At 50.1% G+C, this 15,150-nt stretch carries 14 protein-coding genes and 1 tRNA gene; 4 read left to right on the plus strand and 11 right to left on the minus strand.

Annotated features, from left to right (window positions below; all coding sequences use genetic code 11):
• Window positions 1-48 precede the first annotated feature (48 nt).
• On the plus strand, window positions 49-429 hold the full coding sequence (locus tag HC352_RS07900) for a DUF2314 domain-containing protein (RefSeq protein WP_168918356.1): 381 nt from the start codon (window positions 49-51) through the stop codon (window positions 427-429).
• Between the two features lie 18 nt (window positions 430-447).
• Here HC352_RS07900 and HC352_RS07905 read toward each other — a convergent pair whose 3' ends face one another.
• The 3 genes from HC352_RS07905 to HC352_RS07915 form a co-directional block, all read right to left on the minus strand.
• Window positions 448-897: a hypothetical protein gene (locus HC352_RS07905; RefSeq protein WP_168918357.1), complete on the minus strand. Its 450-nt coding sequence runs from the start codon at window positions 895-897 to the stop codon at window positions 448-450.
• A 2-nt stretch (window positions 898-899) separates the two neighbouring features.
• Window positions 900-1,829 (minus strand): hypothetical protein, encoded by a 930-nt coding sequence (locus tag HC352_RS07910; protein ID WP_168918358.1) that lies wholly within the window; start codon window positions 1,827-1,829, stop codon window positions 900-902.
• Window positions 1,830-1,933: 104 nt separating this feature from the next.
• Complete coding sequence (locus HC352_RS07915) at window positions 1,934-3,145, minus strand: molybdopterin molybdotransferase MoeA (RefSeq protein ID WP_168918359.1); 1,212 nt, start codon at window positions 3,143-3,145, stop codon at window positions 1,934-1,936.
• Between the two features lie 91 nt (window positions 3,146-3,236).
• Here HC352_RS07915 and HC352_RS07920 point away from each other — a divergent pair, with 91 nt between their 5' ends.
• The 3 genes from HC352_RS07920 to mscL all read left to right on the plus strand — a co-directional run bounded on the left by HC352_RS07920 (window position 3,237) and on the right by mscL (window position 5,032).
• Window positions 3,237-3,854, plus strand: coding sequence for a 5-formyltetrahydrofolate cyclo-ligase (locus tag HC352_RS07920; protein WP_168918360.1), 618 nt, complete (start codon window positions 3,237-3,239; stop codon window positions 3,852-3,854).
• Between the two features lie 94 nt (window positions 3,855-3,948).
• Window positions 3,949-4,602: an SAF domain-containing protein gene (locus HC352_RS07925; RefSeq protein WP_168918361.1), complete on the plus strand. Its 654-nt coding sequence runs from the start codon at window positions 3,949-3,951 to the stop codon at window positions 4,600-4,602.
• A 52-nt stretch (window positions 4,603-4,654) separates the two neighbouring features.
• Window positions 4,655-5,032 (plus strand): large conductance mechanosensitive channel protein MscL, encoded by a 378-nt coding sequence (mscL, locus tag HC352_RS07930; RefSeq protein ID WP_168918362.1) that lies wholly within the window; start codon window positions 4,655-4,657, stop codon window positions 5,030-5,032.
• A gap of 71 nt (window positions 5,033-5,103) precedes the next feature.
• Here mscL and HC352_RS07935 read toward each other — a convergent pair whose 3' ends face one another.
• The 8 genes from HC352_RS07935 to HC352_RS07970 form a co-directional block, all read right to left on the minus strand.
• Entirely contained in the window at window positions 5,104-5,328 is a 225-nt protein-coding gene (locus tag HC352_RS07935; RefSeq protein ID WP_168918363.1) for a hypothetical protein, read from the minus strand.
• A complete protein-coding gene (locus HC352_RS07940) occupies window positions 5,315-9,577 on the minus strand; it encodes a PDDEXK-like endonuclease domain-containing protein (RefSeq protein ID WP_168918364.1) in 4,263 nt (1,420 codons plus the stop codon). The genes HC352_RS07935 and HC352_RS07940 overlap by 14 nt, the downstream gene beginning before the upstream one ends.
• Window positions 9,578-9,620: 43 nt before the next feature.
• On the minus strand, window positions 9,621-10,529 hold the full coding sequence (gene trhO, locus HC352_RS07945) for an oxygen-dependent tRNA uridine(34) hydroxylase TrhO (RefSeq protein ID WP_168918365.1): 909 nt from the start codon (window positions 10,527-10,529) through the stop codon (window positions 9,621-9,623).
• 51 nt (window positions 10,530-10,580) lie between these two features.
• Window positions 10,581-10,653, minus strand: a tRNA-Arg gene (locus HC352_RS07950).
• Between the two features lie 86 nt (window positions 10,654-10,739).
• Window positions 10,740-11,657, minus strand: a complete 918-nt coding sequence (locus tag HC352_RS07955) for a universal stress protein (protein ID WP_168918366.1) — start codon at window positions 11,655-11,657, stop codon at window positions 10,740-10,742.
• 116 nt (window positions 11,658-11,773) lie between these two features.
• Window positions 11,774-12,508, minus strand: a complete 735-nt coding sequence (locus HC352_RS07960; RefSeq protein WP_168918367.1) for a C40 family peptidase — start codon at window positions 12,506-12,508, stop codon at window positions 11,774-11,776.
• A 230-nt stretch (window positions 12,509-12,738) separates the two neighbouring features.
• The gene (locus HC352_RS07965; RefSeq protein WP_168918368.1) at window positions 12,739-13,416 is read right to left on the minus strand and encodes a metal-dependent transcriptional regulator; all 678 of its coding nucleotides are present in this window, start codon (window positions 13,414-13,416) and stop codon (window positions 12,739-12,741) included.
• A gap of 242 nt (window positions 13,417-13,658) precedes the next feature.
• Window positions 13,659-15,143, minus strand: coding sequence for an NCS2 family permease (locus tag HC352_RS07970; protein WP_168918369.1), 1,485 nt, complete (start codon window positions 15,141-15,143; stop codon window positions 13,659-13,661).
• Between the last annotated feature and the right edge of the window lie 7 nt (window positions 15,144-15,150).

Here is a 15,150-nt window from a genome sequence, read left to right on the forward strand (position 1 = left end):
AGGGTTATTCAATAACCTACGTGTGCTACACAAACTTAAGGAGCAATCGTGACTGTCACTGGAACAACTCAGGAATGGGAATTGTGGGACGCTCAAGAACTTGCATCGTTGCTTGAAGGATTGACCATCCCTTCGCCTGCAGAGCGTGCCGAGATCCAACCCGGCGACATCGTCAAACTAGTATTCGGTCTAGTCAATCCAGAAGGTGAAGTTACTGCCGAACGTATGTGGGTTATTGTTGATACCGTTGACACTGCAGGTTTTGTCGGCACATTAGATACTGATCCAGAATATATTGCTTCGCTAGAAGCCGGCGATGAGATCCGCTTTACTGCCAATCATATTATCGAAATTTTCGATGAAGAAGCCTACCAAGCTGGTAATGGTGGTTGCGGCGGAAATTGCAACTGCAGTTGCGGGAAAGAATAACAAAAGAATAACAAACGATTACTTCATCATTACCCGGTACACAGCCGCAGCGGTTTGTGCCGGGTATTGTGTATCTTCTGGTTTAATCTGCACAACACTCGATTCGTCATCACTGCGATGATTCGATTTAGCCAGGGTTGCGATGTATGGCGTTTTACGAAGTGACAACCGTTGCGCTAACGGAAGAGTATAACGCGGTTGAATAGCAATGATACGTTGGACTCGCTCAGCGAATCGCTGCCGATACTCTTGCGCGGCAATCACACTAAGCCCCTCAGTGACAAGCACAATCGGCTCATCGGAGACTTCACGGGCATCATGTTCAATACGCTGACAGACCATCGTTATGTCCGTACAGTCATTTAATTGAGGTGCCGCAACAGCCCACGCTGGCGGTAAGTGATCAGCGATATCTTGCCAGCCAAAGGGAGATTTCCCTGGCGCATGCAGAAAAACTACAGTTGTCACGTTCAGGCTCGCCGGCGGGAAAGCAACGCATCCAATGTGGAACCGCCACCCAAAACGTCTTGCCGTAGTTCTTCTTGGCCAGTCATTTCTGGGGCTGGGTTAGCTTGCGGCATCGTTTCATCACCCAGACGCTCGTAGAGCTTTGTGGGACGGAACGGTACCTCGCCTTCAGCATGTTCAGTTGGCACAAGTGGGGCAACCGACTTGAGCGTGTAGCTAGGTGCTGGCGAAACAGCAAAGGCAGCGGCACGCGCATCAAGCTCTTGACGAGTCATCTTCCGGACCACTGGAGTTGCCGGCTGAGCAGGCTCAGCAAGGACCTTCTCTTCAGTTTTTTCTACTGAAATATCAGGGATACGGGTCTCAATAACTGGTTCGCTATTTACTACAAGTGCCCGTGCTCGTGGCGCAACTTTTCCGTGCAAAATCTTATTCGCATTAGCGATACGTTTGGTATCGACGTCGTCAGCTTTCACCATTTCGTTGACAACATAGCCAAATGTCGCAATGTATGCTCCAGTCAGCACGGTAGTACCAATGGCGATTGCCGACGACATACTTGCGAACGCCACAACACCCCATGCAATAAAAGTCAAAAGAGCTAATACTGCACCGATCATAATACCGCGCTTTTGGTTCGCTCGGCGAGTAGCCATTCGAGCTCGCGCGCGGGACCGTTCGCGAGCTGCATTACGCATATTGTCGCTCGTTATCATTGGTGTCATGGTTCGCTCCGTTAAAAAAATTTTTCCGTGGGTTCTGACTGTTTTGGCTGGGGTGTGGGTACAGTCAGTGATAAGCCGTAAATCTTCTGCAAATCGTTCATCTATTGGCGTGTCTCCAAGCACTTGCCGGTTACGCAACGCTTGAGGCACAAGATAGATGAGCAGAAAGATTACGGCAATCGCTACACCAAAGCCTCCGAAACCCATGTCTCCACGGTAGTAAAACCCCAGTATAAAGCGGATATTTACCGATGGTGTGTTGCCTAAAAGTGCCGGAAAATCCGGCATCAGTCACACGAGTATCAGGTTTGTTAGCGATCCAACACTTCACACACGAGTTCGTCCCCCACCGACACCTGTGTTTTGTCTTCTGACACAATCGCCAAACAGTTAGCAGCTGATAGCGCAGTGAGTAACGGACGACGAGGATCACCAGTCGGTTCAAGCTGATAACCATCACGAGGATTACCCAAAACACGCGCACGCACAAATTCACGCTGTCCGGCCGGCGATTCCCATCCACGAATAACTCGAGCTTTAATAGTTTGCCGATGAATATGCGAATGACCTGCCATTTTACGTAATGATGGACGAATAAATACCTCAAAGTTAGTTAATGCAGAAACTGGGTTACCTGGCAAACAGTAGACCACCGTCGTCCCAATTCGCCCAACTCCTAGTTGACGCCCGGGTGACATCGCTACGTTATCGAAACGCACATCACCTAACTGATGCATAACATCTTTAACCGTATCGCCACCACCATAGGATAATCCGCCCGTTGTAATAATAATATCCGCGCGTACCAACTGGTCTTCAATCATGTCACGCAGTTCGCGCGCATCATCAGATACTGCCCCCACCCGAAAAACATCACCACCGGCATCTGTCACTGCGGAAGCTAAAGCATGTGAATTAGCATCAAAAACGCGTCCATGCCGAGCATTCGTTCCAGGTTCTTGCAACTCATCGCCAACCGACATAATAACTACACGCGGACGAGGATGTACCATAACGCGCGAATGACCTGCAGAAGCTAACATGGCGACTTGACGTGAACCGATACGTACACCAGCTTTTAAGATGATGGATCCAGCACTGAGATCTTCCGCACGGGAACGAATATTGGCACCAGCTTGCACGCTTGCCCGGATTGTTACTTCCGCTCGGCCTTGATCGGTTAGTTCAATTGGGACAACCGCATCTGCACCATAAGGCATTGGTGCCCCCGAGGAAATCCGAATACAAGCACCATCAACAATGCTTTGCGCATCTGTTGTGTCTGCGCGAATTTCACTAATCACTGGAAGAGTGACTGGATCTGTTGTACTGGCGCCAAAAACGTCAACTGCACGTACCGCATAGCCGTCGCGTCCTGCTAAATCTGCAGCTGGTAAATCAACGAGAGAGCGAACATTATCAGCTAAAATTGTTCCTACAGAATCGTGAAGCGTCACGGTAAACGCCGGTAGTGGCGCAGCAATCGCTAAGCAATCTGCAAGATGATCTGCAACAGACTTCATTTTCTTTCCTTCGCGCTAGGGTTGCATCTAGTTTATCCGCTTCTCGCTGAAGGATGCGCACAAACGCGATGTTTCGTGAAAGAATGGAGATATGAACTCAGAGTTGAGACTCCCTGATACATCCGGCATGGAAATTGAAGAAGCTAAGCAGGCTATCCGTGCCGCTATTCGAGATAGGCGCAAAGCTAAGGCTCATGTTTTTTCTGATGAATGGGTGGAGCCGGCATTGGAATTTACGTATGGTCTAAAAACTGTAGCCTGCTATGTGTCATTAGATTCCGAACCGCCCACTAGTCTCTTACTCGACGCTTTGGCTGATAGTGGAAAAACCGTTTTCTTACCAAAGTTAGGTCCGGGTTTAACCCGTGCTTGGGGTGAGTATCGGGGACGTGAGGACCTCGCTCAACTTGCACCAGGACGGCCGCCCGAGCCATCGGGAGGTGCGTTGACGAATGATATTCTGCGCAGTGTGGATGCGATGATTATTCCTGGTTTAGCGTTATCTTATGCCGGTCAACGAATGGGACAAGGTGGCGGTTGGTACGATCGCGCGTTGAAAACTTCAGGGGTTACACATCGTGTTGCCCAAATGATTTTTCCGTGGGAGTTCGTCAATGTCGATCTGCCGCAAGATGAGATGGACATGTTGGTTCCGTATGCGTTGCTTCCAGATGGTTTAGTTGCCACTAGAGCAGCTGAGAATTTGTGAGCAACATTTTTCCACAATAGCGAAATAGTTTATCGTTATCCACCACTTTTTCTTACGACGACGATACCCGCGATATTCTTGAGAAACTTAACGTATGTCTCCATCTATTTATCGCACTCGACGTATCCGTGCCGCATTATGGCGGTGGCGATGGGTTGGATTTTTCGTCTTCATCTGCGTCATCGTTCAACAATGTTTAGCTGTTATTCAAGCTGGACAATCCGCTCCTAATCTCATTGTCACAGCCAGCCATGATTTACCTGCCGGGTATCAGATACGTGCCGAAGATCTGGCTTTGGCGACAAGTCATGATCTGTTGCCGGGAATGACTACTGATATGGATGATATCGTTGATCACCATTTACTCACGCCAGTTAGCGCAGGCGAACCTCTTGGGCCAAATCGTCTACTGTCACCTTCAACAATTGAACAGGCCATCCCTGGCTATGTCATTGCCCCAGTCTCACTTGCCGATACTGGCGGACTGGAGATGATACATGCCGGTAGCTATATCGATCTATTTGCCCCAGGTCAAGGTTCTATGGATGGCTCTCGCGCCCCAGCCGAATTAGTTGCCCAGCACGTACGCGTTGCCGGAGTTGCGCAAAGCACTGGCGAAAAGAGTTTTTTACGTGATGTTCCTGACATACGAAATTTCTTCGTGGAAATTCCAGATTCAACTATTAGGGTTGTGCTTGGCCACGAAGTCCAAAATCCACTTATCGCGGTTTTATCTGGGGCTTCATAAAATTGTCGCACTTAGGTCATCATCGCGACGCTCACATATAGAAAGATGATTCATGCTTAAAGGTTTTAAAGATTTTATCAACAAAGGAAACGTCATCGATCTTGCCGTTGCCGTTGTTATTGGCGCAGCTTTTGCCCCAGTCATTTCATCGTTGACCGAAAAAATTCTCATGCCGCTTATCTCTGCGATCTTCGGCGAACCAAAATTCGATAATTTGGGTGAATTCCACATCGGTTCTACTGCAATTCAGCCAGGATTCTTCATCACGGCAGTAGTAAACTTCCTCATTGTCTCTGCTGTTTTATACTTTTTCGTCGTCGTTCCAATGAACGCATTTGCTAAGCGAAAGAAGGAAGAAGAGGCTCCTAAGCCGGTACCTGCCGATGTTGAACTTCTCACCGAAATCCGCGATCTTTTAGCTCAGCGTTAAGAATTCTCATCGCAATAGTGCGGGGTGAAGCCACTGCTTCACCCCGCACTATTTTATATCTTTGCACTATTTTATAGCTTGCCAAAATGCGGTGGCAGATTATCCAATAATTCACGCTCATGCGGATCTAACGCAGGCGGTTTCTTCGCCGTCGGCATCACCGGACGCGACAAAACAGGACCCGCATCCCAAGCGTGCAGCGCTTGCTCAGGTTCCGTAAACTCACCAGCAGCCAACCGCTGGGCATCAACCCGCGACAGCCGCACAACACGGCGTCCTCGCTTATTGTTCGTCACGAGCAACTCCCATGCGCCGCACAATATTCGCTAACACTCGTTCAATCTGGCTCCCGCGGCGTAATGCTAATTCTTGACGCAACAAGGTCACATAATCATCAGTGGTCCGGTCAACACCGTCTGAGGCAATCCATAACAACAACTCTTCTAACTCGTTATCCGTATAACCAGCTAGTTGAAGACCCGGAATCACTGCTGGACGTGGCCGTGTGCGTCTTGGCTGAGCCGCCAGGGCATCAGCAGTCTCAACTGGGTGCTGTTCTTGCGGTTCACCCCACTCATCTACCGTTGGCACAACCACGTCATTATTGTTTCCACTGTTCTCCAGTACCGCGCGTACCCGTTCAATAACCCGCTGTGCCTGTCCTTGCGGATCAACGAATAGCGACGTCGAGAATGTTTGATATACCTGCCAGCCGTGGTACTCCAAAGTAGCTACCCGATAGCGGTCTCGACGGCGAAGCGAGGCCTGTTGTGCATATCCAAGATCGTCATAAACAACTGCAACCGCCCACTGGCCCGGAATATCCCGATGTCCAACAATCAACGGAATACGCCACTGTCCTTCACCAACATTTGCCCGCGTCACGTAACCAGCTGCCTCGATACGACGTGCCAGATCCGCAAGCAATGGCGCAATTTCGCCTGAGCTTTCCGCAATCTCAACATCCTTGCTGTAGCCACCTGCTTGCCCCAAAAGTTCGGCAAGCAACCGTGGGCCAGGAGTAGAAACGCGATTGAGGGAAATCTCGCCCGGCGCAATCGAAGAAATAATAGTCATTGATCCGCGCGCTGCTTCAATCGCATCAATCATCCCGGTTAAACCCACAGGCGTTGACAATGCTCCGAAAGAGTGCAAGACCCTCCCATGAACAGTTTTGCCATACCCAACCGACAAAATCACGTGATCGCGCCGAATACTTGCAGCATTAAAAATATCGACGACGAGGAAGGGTTCACCCTGATCCCCGGCATACAACGCGGATAATTCTTTCGATTCAGTGCCAACATGCCGCAATGCTTCACGCACCCGATGAGCGTGCGCCGGCGAAACTGTAATCACTGCCAACGACTGGTCAGGACGGCTCATTGCGTGGGCAAGAACTGCCTCAACCACCGCATCAACTTCGGCCTTTGGCGCTTCAACCGCGCCATCAGCAGACGGGCTAGGCACTCCACGGCCATCTACTACAATAAGCTGCGATTGCGTTACTGCCGCTACTGATGGGACTTGCGAAAGAACGTCGTCGTAACCATGTGCTCGTAAAGCCTGTAAAGAAAGATCATCGAGTCGGGCACGATTCGTTGGCAACTGACGCACCGGCAAGGTGCTCGCCAAGCTTCGCAGTGCACCATTTTCTCGTTCAACAACGCCCGCCCGGCGCACATCTCCAAAAACTACCTGTTGGCGCCCGCGTGTTAAAGCACCAGCAACCGAAGCAACACTCGCATTATCTGACACATCCATCATGACCAGATCAACCCACGGCATCGGCGGAATAAATTCAGCAGCAATTGTTGCTGGCACGATCCATACCGGCCGGGCAACCTGCACTAGCCGTTGATACGTGGCAATAACGTCTCGCAGTACTGAAACACCATGCCGAGCCAACAGACTATCGAGTTTAAGAGTATCTTGACGCCGATCAATCATGAGTGAACGTGCATTATTCACTACTGCTAATTTAACTGGGCCAGCAAGCGAAGCACAGTGTGCCTCGTCCAAAGTACGGAAATCTGTAACGAGCTCGTCAAGATCTTGTGGACCCAAATGAGCTAGTGCAGAAGATTTAACAATCAATTGCTCGAAAACTGACGAGGCATACGCCAAATCAAATTCCGCATCAACGAGTTGGGCTGGCACTTCACGCCGCAACATATCGTCAACAAAACGCTCTAAACCACGCTCACGTAACGCGTTCAACGCCGCGTTACGATCTGGCAGAATCATCATATGTTCGCCATCTGCGGCAAGGGCATTAATTCGATGTTGTAGCTTGTCAAAGTCAAGTGTATGGAAGTCTTCATCAGCTAAATGCTCAGACAAGAAAGCCAAGTCAGCAACAAGTTCCTCACTTGTTTCTTGCATATGTGCTAATCCTTGAGGTAACTGCGGCCAGCCACCTTCTGCCGTATAACGACGCCAGGTTTCACGACGCTCCTCAACCTTGGCTAGCTCATCATGAAGATCGGCAACCACTGCCCCTGGGCGAACCAGGTCCTGAGCTTGTTTCTTAAAACGCCGACGTTCCCCACCACGCATCGAATGACCATGCTTATCGCGCCAATCGCGTGACGCAGTAGCAATCACCATATCCATTGGTGAAGTTTCGAAAATCTGAGGAACAAAAATATCAAGCGATTGGGCAATACCGTCTAGAACGTTGATCTGTTCTAGCCATTGTGCCAAGGTTCGTGCTTGTTGTAAACCAGTTTCACCGGCGGCGCGAGAAGATTGATTAACGACTCCAGCAATAGATTTCTGTAGCCGCTGAACTGCCGCCAAAGCAGTTTCTCCGGTTTGTGGATCGGCAATATCGGTATTGATCCATGCCGAGTGAGTAATGTGTGAATCGAATGCGTGAGATTGACCAGCTTGAGCAATTAAATCATGTATTTTGCTCAGTTCCTCACCAGTCATGTTGTTAAGAGTATGGCTGTCAAAACGCACCTTCGTTAATGGTGCTTGCTTACCTTCAGTAGCGGCAGCAAGTTTTTCGAGCAAATCATATACCGATACTCCCCACTGCGGATCAACATCATGAAGTTCACGCATAAATGTTTCGATGACGTTGCGAACTTCCATGAGACGAGCACGCCGAGCTAAGGTTTCATCCATTGCAAGTTCCGGACGCTCCACACGCATTCCGGTACGTAACCGCATAGGAATAGCTTCGACGTCGGAAAAGTCAGCAACCAGATCCGCTAAACCATGCTTTTCTAGTTCACTCACCAGGTCTGCGGCACTGGCGGCACGGGAGGGAACAATCATCAGTGACCGACCAGAGGCCACCGCATCGGCAGCCACGGCAGCCATTGTCGGGATTCTACGTGACCCCGGCGGGCAGTCCACCACAAGGGAACGCCCGGCAGCTACTGCCTCTACGACGTCAAGCTCACTAGGATCGAGATCACCAACGCCGCGCTCACTTTCTGGGTTACGATCCGCGCTATTCCCAGGAGGTAGTAGCAATGCACACCGCTCACGCGATTGTGGATCACCAGCGAGCGCTAACATCAGTGTAGAAGTACGGATATACGGTTCCATCGCTTCTAGATCAGCGAGCATCATGCGTTCCGGCTGGAAGAAAGACCCCAAAATCACTTTCGGTTCATAGGAGAAACCAGGAAGATAGATTCGGCCTAGCTCATTCATTCGAGTAATCAAGACATCAACTGAACTACCTTCGGTAGCCAATTGACGTAGTGCAGCCAATTCTTCTGCGGCGGCACCATGGTTGCGTAAAGCACGAATAACAACAGGATTAATTTCAGCGGCGTCCACAAGCTGGACTAGCGCATCTTTTTGCGATGGGAAGAAAAGACGAACTGGACGGAAAATACCTGGTTCTGTGATAGTCCTTGCCTCGCGAACCTCATCAGCAGATTTCTTGTTCGCTTCTACGCCCTCATCAGTGACATCGGTATGGGTGTCAAGCTCCAAGAACTCACCTTCTGATAGGTGTAACTCCCCAGTAACGTCATAGTTGGGCTGTGGCATCTCAGTGGATGTTTGTTCTGGTAATTCAGTCCACGTCATTGCTCCTACGGACAAACTTGCCGGAGCATGACCGTAGGTTTGCGCTGTTTGATCAAGATCCTCACGCAATCGTGCCAGCTGGATTTTTGCTTGCGCTAAAGAACGCTCTTCGCGAATCAATGATGAAAGCCGAGTAGCTTGGTAGCCATAAAATTGTACTGATCCAGTGGGGTGAATCTGAGTTAAGTCGATACGCCCAGGAGTGCGCTGGGCCTCGCGTTGATCGGCAATTTGTGCTTGTGCATTAAGCTCAGCATGCCACTGAGTATAGGCAAGGTCCATCAGCTGATCTCGGGAAATAATCATTTCCGGTTTACGATCCGGGGCACTGTGGGGTGGTTCCTCCGCTGATATCTGAGCCGTGGCTGCCTCATCAGTATCACTCTTTTGTTCCGCAGGTGTCACCGGCGGCGCGACAGCAGGATCGATCGTCAGCTCATCGTCGTTCATTTCTGGAACGGCGTTCTTCTTACGTTTAAAAAAACTCACGTTTCTCACCTATCGCTGTCGTAACTCATCGTCGCAATACACGTTATCGTGCTACTGCTTCCTTGTGGGTTTCGCAATACACTGGCTTTTGAGCGCAGTTGTCACACGTCACGAGACGCATCCGGCATGACGGCTCGTCACAATTGTGCAACTTACCTGTGGGAGTGCCACAACCGTGGCATGTCCCAATGACGTCGACGTCTCCGCCGTCGAATTCCATCACTTCACGATTGTCAAAAACTGTCAGTGAACCCTTCCACCGTCCAGTGTTGCCAAACATTTCTCCATATCGCACGATACCGCCGTCGAGCTGCATGACTTTGTCAAACCCGCGTTTCTTCATCAACGCAGTCAACACTTCACAGCGGATACCGCCAGTACAATATGCCAAAATCGGCTTGTCTTTAAGATCATCGTATTCGCCGGATTCAAGAATTGAAATGAAGTCGTGGGTAGTCATCGTTGGTGGAACAACCGCTCCATCAAAACGTCCCACTTCGGCTTCAATAGCGTTACGTCCGTCAAAGAACACCAGATCCGGATTATCCGCAATCACTTGTTCAACGTCTGCTGGCTTGACCCGTTTTCCGCCACCAACGATACCGTTTTCGTCTACTTCGAGTTCTTCCGGAGCCCCAAACGCCACGATCTCTTTGCGCACTTTCACAGAAAGCCGCGGGAAATCAGACGCATAGCCTTCGGCGTCTGTGCCTAAACCTTGAGATATCTTCCATTCGATATCTGCGAAACCCGGATATTGCTTCATGCGTTTGACATAGGCTTTACACGCATCAATCGTGCCACCAACGGTGGCGTTAATGCCGTGTTCGGAAATCAGAATCCGGCCACGGAGCTTCAGGCGCTCACATAAATCCCACTGCCACAGTTTCATAGCAACCGGATCGGCAATCGGTGTGAATTTATAGAAGAGTAAAACTCGAGAAAGCGCCACAATAGTCCCCTTTTCGCGGTGTCCCAGATGTTGTCTGGCGTGGAAAACACGTGCCCCCGATAGGAATCGAACCTACGACACCGGCTTTAGGAGAGCCGTGCTCTATCCACTGAGCTACGAGGGCGAGTACCCCACACGTAGTGAAGTACTCACCTAGTCTAGCGGAAAAGCAGGACAATATTGAATATGCCACCCGGCTGACGCCAGTGTTTATTTCGGTTCTGGGCCGTGATCGTCACCGGGGCGAACTCGACGTGGAACAACCATCGTTGGGCAAGCAGCAGTGGCTAGGACACTTTGTGAGGTAGATCCGAGGAGTAATCCAGCAAATCCGCCACGCCCGCGCGTGCCGAGAACGAGGAGATCAACGTCTGTGGAAAGTTCGGAAAGGATTTGCGCCGGATTTCCCTCAACGGCATGAACCTCAACATCTATTGCCCGTCCCTCATCAACCTCGGCTAGTTGTTCTTTCATCGATTCCGTGACTTCCTCAAGGAAACCGCGACGGAACGTATCTGCTGGAATCCAGGTTGCTGCAACAGTATTAATCGTAGCAATGACCGAGAGTTTGGCATCCCATCGATCAGCTTCCCACACTGCGCGTTGGAGTGCAGTTTTGGCATGTTCCGACCCGTCCACTCCGACAACAATGTGTTTGATCGGTATATCGTCCACAGTTTTTTCTGCTGGGACAACGACGGTAGGACAGTAAGAATTTGAAGGTACGGCAGAGGATACGGTACGTAGAAGCCGATCGGCGAGAGCATTCGAGCTTGCTTGACGTCCGCCAACGACGACGAGGGCAACTTTCTTCGACATTTCGACCAAGATTTCGGTCGGGTCACCAAATTCGAGCGACCAGGTAACCTCAACGCCTTGGTCACGCACTTCCGCAGCAACTTCGTGGATCATCTCTTCAGCTGCTTGATAAAGGAAACCTGAATCGCCTACCGGGATGCGCGCCGCGCTGGTAGGAACGAATTCTGGCGCATAACTCGGCAGTTCGTATGCACACACTAAATGCAGTCGCGCTTGGCGGGCTTTTGCTTGAGCATGTGCCCAAGTGAGTGCGCTCCGGGATGCCGACGAACCATCAATTCCAACGACGACGATATTTTCATGTGACATAACAACCTCCTGTGGTATATATCAATTATCGCACGTTTATGAGTTTGTGGCGAGCGTCACCGAATAAAAGTAGAGGACATGCCGTTGGCATGTCCTCTACTTTAAACTTGACTAAATTATCGACCGATTCGTACGTATGTTGGGTTACCGTAGAGCGGCGATTCGTAAGTACCAGTTGCTGGAGTGTGGGCTGCGATGTGCATACCGTTACCAGTGTAGATACCTACGTGACCTGGCCAGTAAACAAGATCGCCTGGTTGAGCTTGGCTTGCGGAAACAATTGTTCCGGCCGAAACCTGAGCACCGGCGGTACGTGGCAATCCGACACCTGCCTGAGCATATACCCAAGAGGTAAATCCAGAGCAATCCCAGCCAGCTGGAGTGGAACCACCCCACACATAAGGTGTTCCAGAGTATGCCCGAGCAATCGAGACGATATCGCCTGAAGCGATAGCCTGTGCCGGAGCAGGAGCTGAAGCAACAGCCAGAGTAGCGTTGGAGCGAGACGGGGTAGCAATTTCAGCAACCGGAGCCTCACTTGCCTCAACAACGTCATTGCCGAGATCAACTTGTGCCGAAACACCTTCGATGGACCATTCGCCAGCCGCGGCATCATCTAGCGTAACGCTTTGGATATTTGCGCCCTGCTCTGTGTTAGCAGCAACATCACCAAGGGAAACAGATGCCTTAGCAACATCTTCTGGAGCTACTTCATTTTCATTTCCCGGGGCTGCCATTGCGACTGGGATACCAGCGCCAGCGATAACGCCAAGAGCACCCGCGAGCGCCAATCCGCGCACAGCGTTCGGATTCTTAACGTCTACTGGCTTTGCGATCGAGTGTCGTCCCATTGCTTACTATCTCCATTTATGTCTAGGTTTGAGCAACTAGTTTTTAACTAGCACACTCTTAGGCACAAGAAAGACACTACAACGTTTATAACGATTGAGCAACAATTTGACACACCACGATAACTTTTTCGCCAAAATATAATTTTTCATTTCCGATTTTCGTTGATATACCAACAAATATTACATCAAGTGATTCACATTACAAAATGTTATCTTCTGTTATTTTTTTGTTATTTTAACGCGACGTAAACATGGTTGGCCAGATCATCCGGCACCGCAACCCGCGTACCACCAAGATCAATAACAGTCATATCGTCAGCACTCACAACACCTTCAGCACCTGGCACAACACCTAAATCACTTAAGTCTGCCAGACCTTCTTCATCAACCTGAATGAGTTCCGCGATACGGGCGATAACCACTTTTTTCCCAACGACCGATTCGTGATTAAGTGGCACAAGCCCATCATCGCAACCGCAACGCATATCTTCTGGTTGCGGATCAGCACTTGGCATCGGGTTACCAAAAGGATCTGTTTCTGGCTGACCTAGCAACTCACTAATGTGCTCTGCAGCTTGCTCAGAAATTGCGTGCTCCCAGCGGCAGGCCTCATTATGAACCTGCTCCCACGGCATCTTAATAACATTGAGAAGTAATACCTCCGCCAATCGATGCCGGCGCACAACCGCTGCAGCGCGTGCATATCCTGCTGGAGTAAAGGTAATCTCACGTCTGTCATCGAGCTTAATTAAACCGTCACGCTCCAAACGTGCGACGGTTTCGGAAACAGTGGGACCCGATTGCCCCAAACGCTCAACGATGCGCGCACGAAGCGGCGGAACACCCTCTTCAACAAGCTCATAGATCGTCTTGAGATACATTTCGGTGGTATCCATTAGTTCACTCATCGCACACCCCTTCCTAACGCTCATGTTACTGATAAGGTCTGACAAAAACTTGACAACCGGGTTTAGTCAATAAAAAGCTTGCTTAATTAGTTTTATTCCCCCGCAGCACTCCACGCCGCTACCTATATATATTGTATCAACTTCCACATCTATCGCCCGGCAGTAACATAAAGCAGCGTTCAGCTAGCTCATGTGTCTAGCTGAACGCTGCTTAATTATGACGCCTAGATGAGGCTTACTAGTTAGCTCACTCCAAGGATACGGGTGATTGGTTCTAGTGCAAAGTAGATGACGAAAATTAACGACGTTAAGTACATGAGCAGATGAACCTTTTTAGCATTGCCCAACACCATCTCCACAATCACGTAAACGATGAAGCCAATACCGATACCTACGGTGATCGAGTAAGTAAAAGGCATGAAGACAATAGCCATAAAGGAAGGAATAGCTACACGCAGATCCTGCCATGGAATTTCTGCTACTTGTTGCATAATCAGGAAGCCAACAACAACCAAGGCTGGCGCGGCTGCTTCAGTTGGCACCACAGAGAATAGTGGAGCGAGGAAAGTTGCCAACAAGAATGCCACTCCGGTAACGATTGACGCTAATCCGGTACGCGCTCCTTCAGCAACACCCGTCGAAGATTCCACGAAGGAGGTATTGGTCGATACGCCACCCATTCCACCGGCGATAACGCCCAAGGAGTCAATGAGAAGGATCTGGCGGGTGCGTGGAACTTGCCCAGTTTCGTCGACAAGATTTGCTTCAGTTCCCACCGCAACCATCGTTCCAAGAGTGTCGAAAAAGTCGGCAAGCATGATGGAGAATGTTAAGACGACGACGGCGATGATACCGACTTTTTGGAATGGCCCAATCAATGAGAACTGGCCGAGGGTAGAAAAGTCTGGTGTTTGGATTGGGCTTCCTGGCAGTGCTGGCACTGTCAATCCCCATCCACCCGGGTTTTCTGGACCGACGTTTCCTAGGTGCGCAAATCGTTCGATAATAATCGACAGTACCGTGCCGGTAACAATACCGATTAAAAGTGCGCCTTTAATGTTTCGGATCATCAAAATAATGATGGTTAATAGGGCAATAACGAAAACCACCAACGGCCACGTTGAAATAGAACCGTTAACTGCGAAGGATACTGGCGTACCAACTCCTGGCCGGACGATTCCAGCATTGACTAGCCCGATGAAGGCGATGAACAGACCAATACCAACCGAGATTGCCGATCGAAGGAACTTTGGTACCGCCCGGAAAATTGCTTCGCGCAATCCGGTGAGCACCAAAAGGACGATAACGATACCTTCGATGACGACGATACCCATGCCGTCTGCCCACGTCATGCCTGGAATTTTAACGAATCCAGCAATCATTCCATTCAAGCCAAGACCAGCAGCAAGCGCGATTGGGAAGTTAGCTACTGCACCCATGAGGATGCTCATCACGCCAGCAATTAACGAGGTTGCCGCTGCGATTGCGGGAATATTTGGCTCAGTCCCACCACCCAGATAAGCGCCAGTTGAATCTGGCCCAGAAAGAATGATGGGGTTGAGAACGAGAATATAGACCATCGAGAAGAAAGTGACGATACCGCCACGGACTTCTTGCATAAGCGAGGAACCTCGCTGGGAAATATTGAAGTAAGCATCGAGGAAGGACGACGACGCAGATTCCGCAACAGGCTGTTTTACTGGGGCAGCTCCCGTAGTGCTCTTCACTTACTTA

Source organism: Arcanobacterium buesumense, from assembly GCF_012563545.1.
GTDB lineage: Bacteria > Actinomycetota > Actinomycetes > Actinomycetales > Actinomycetaceae > Arcanobacterium > Arcanobacterium buesumense.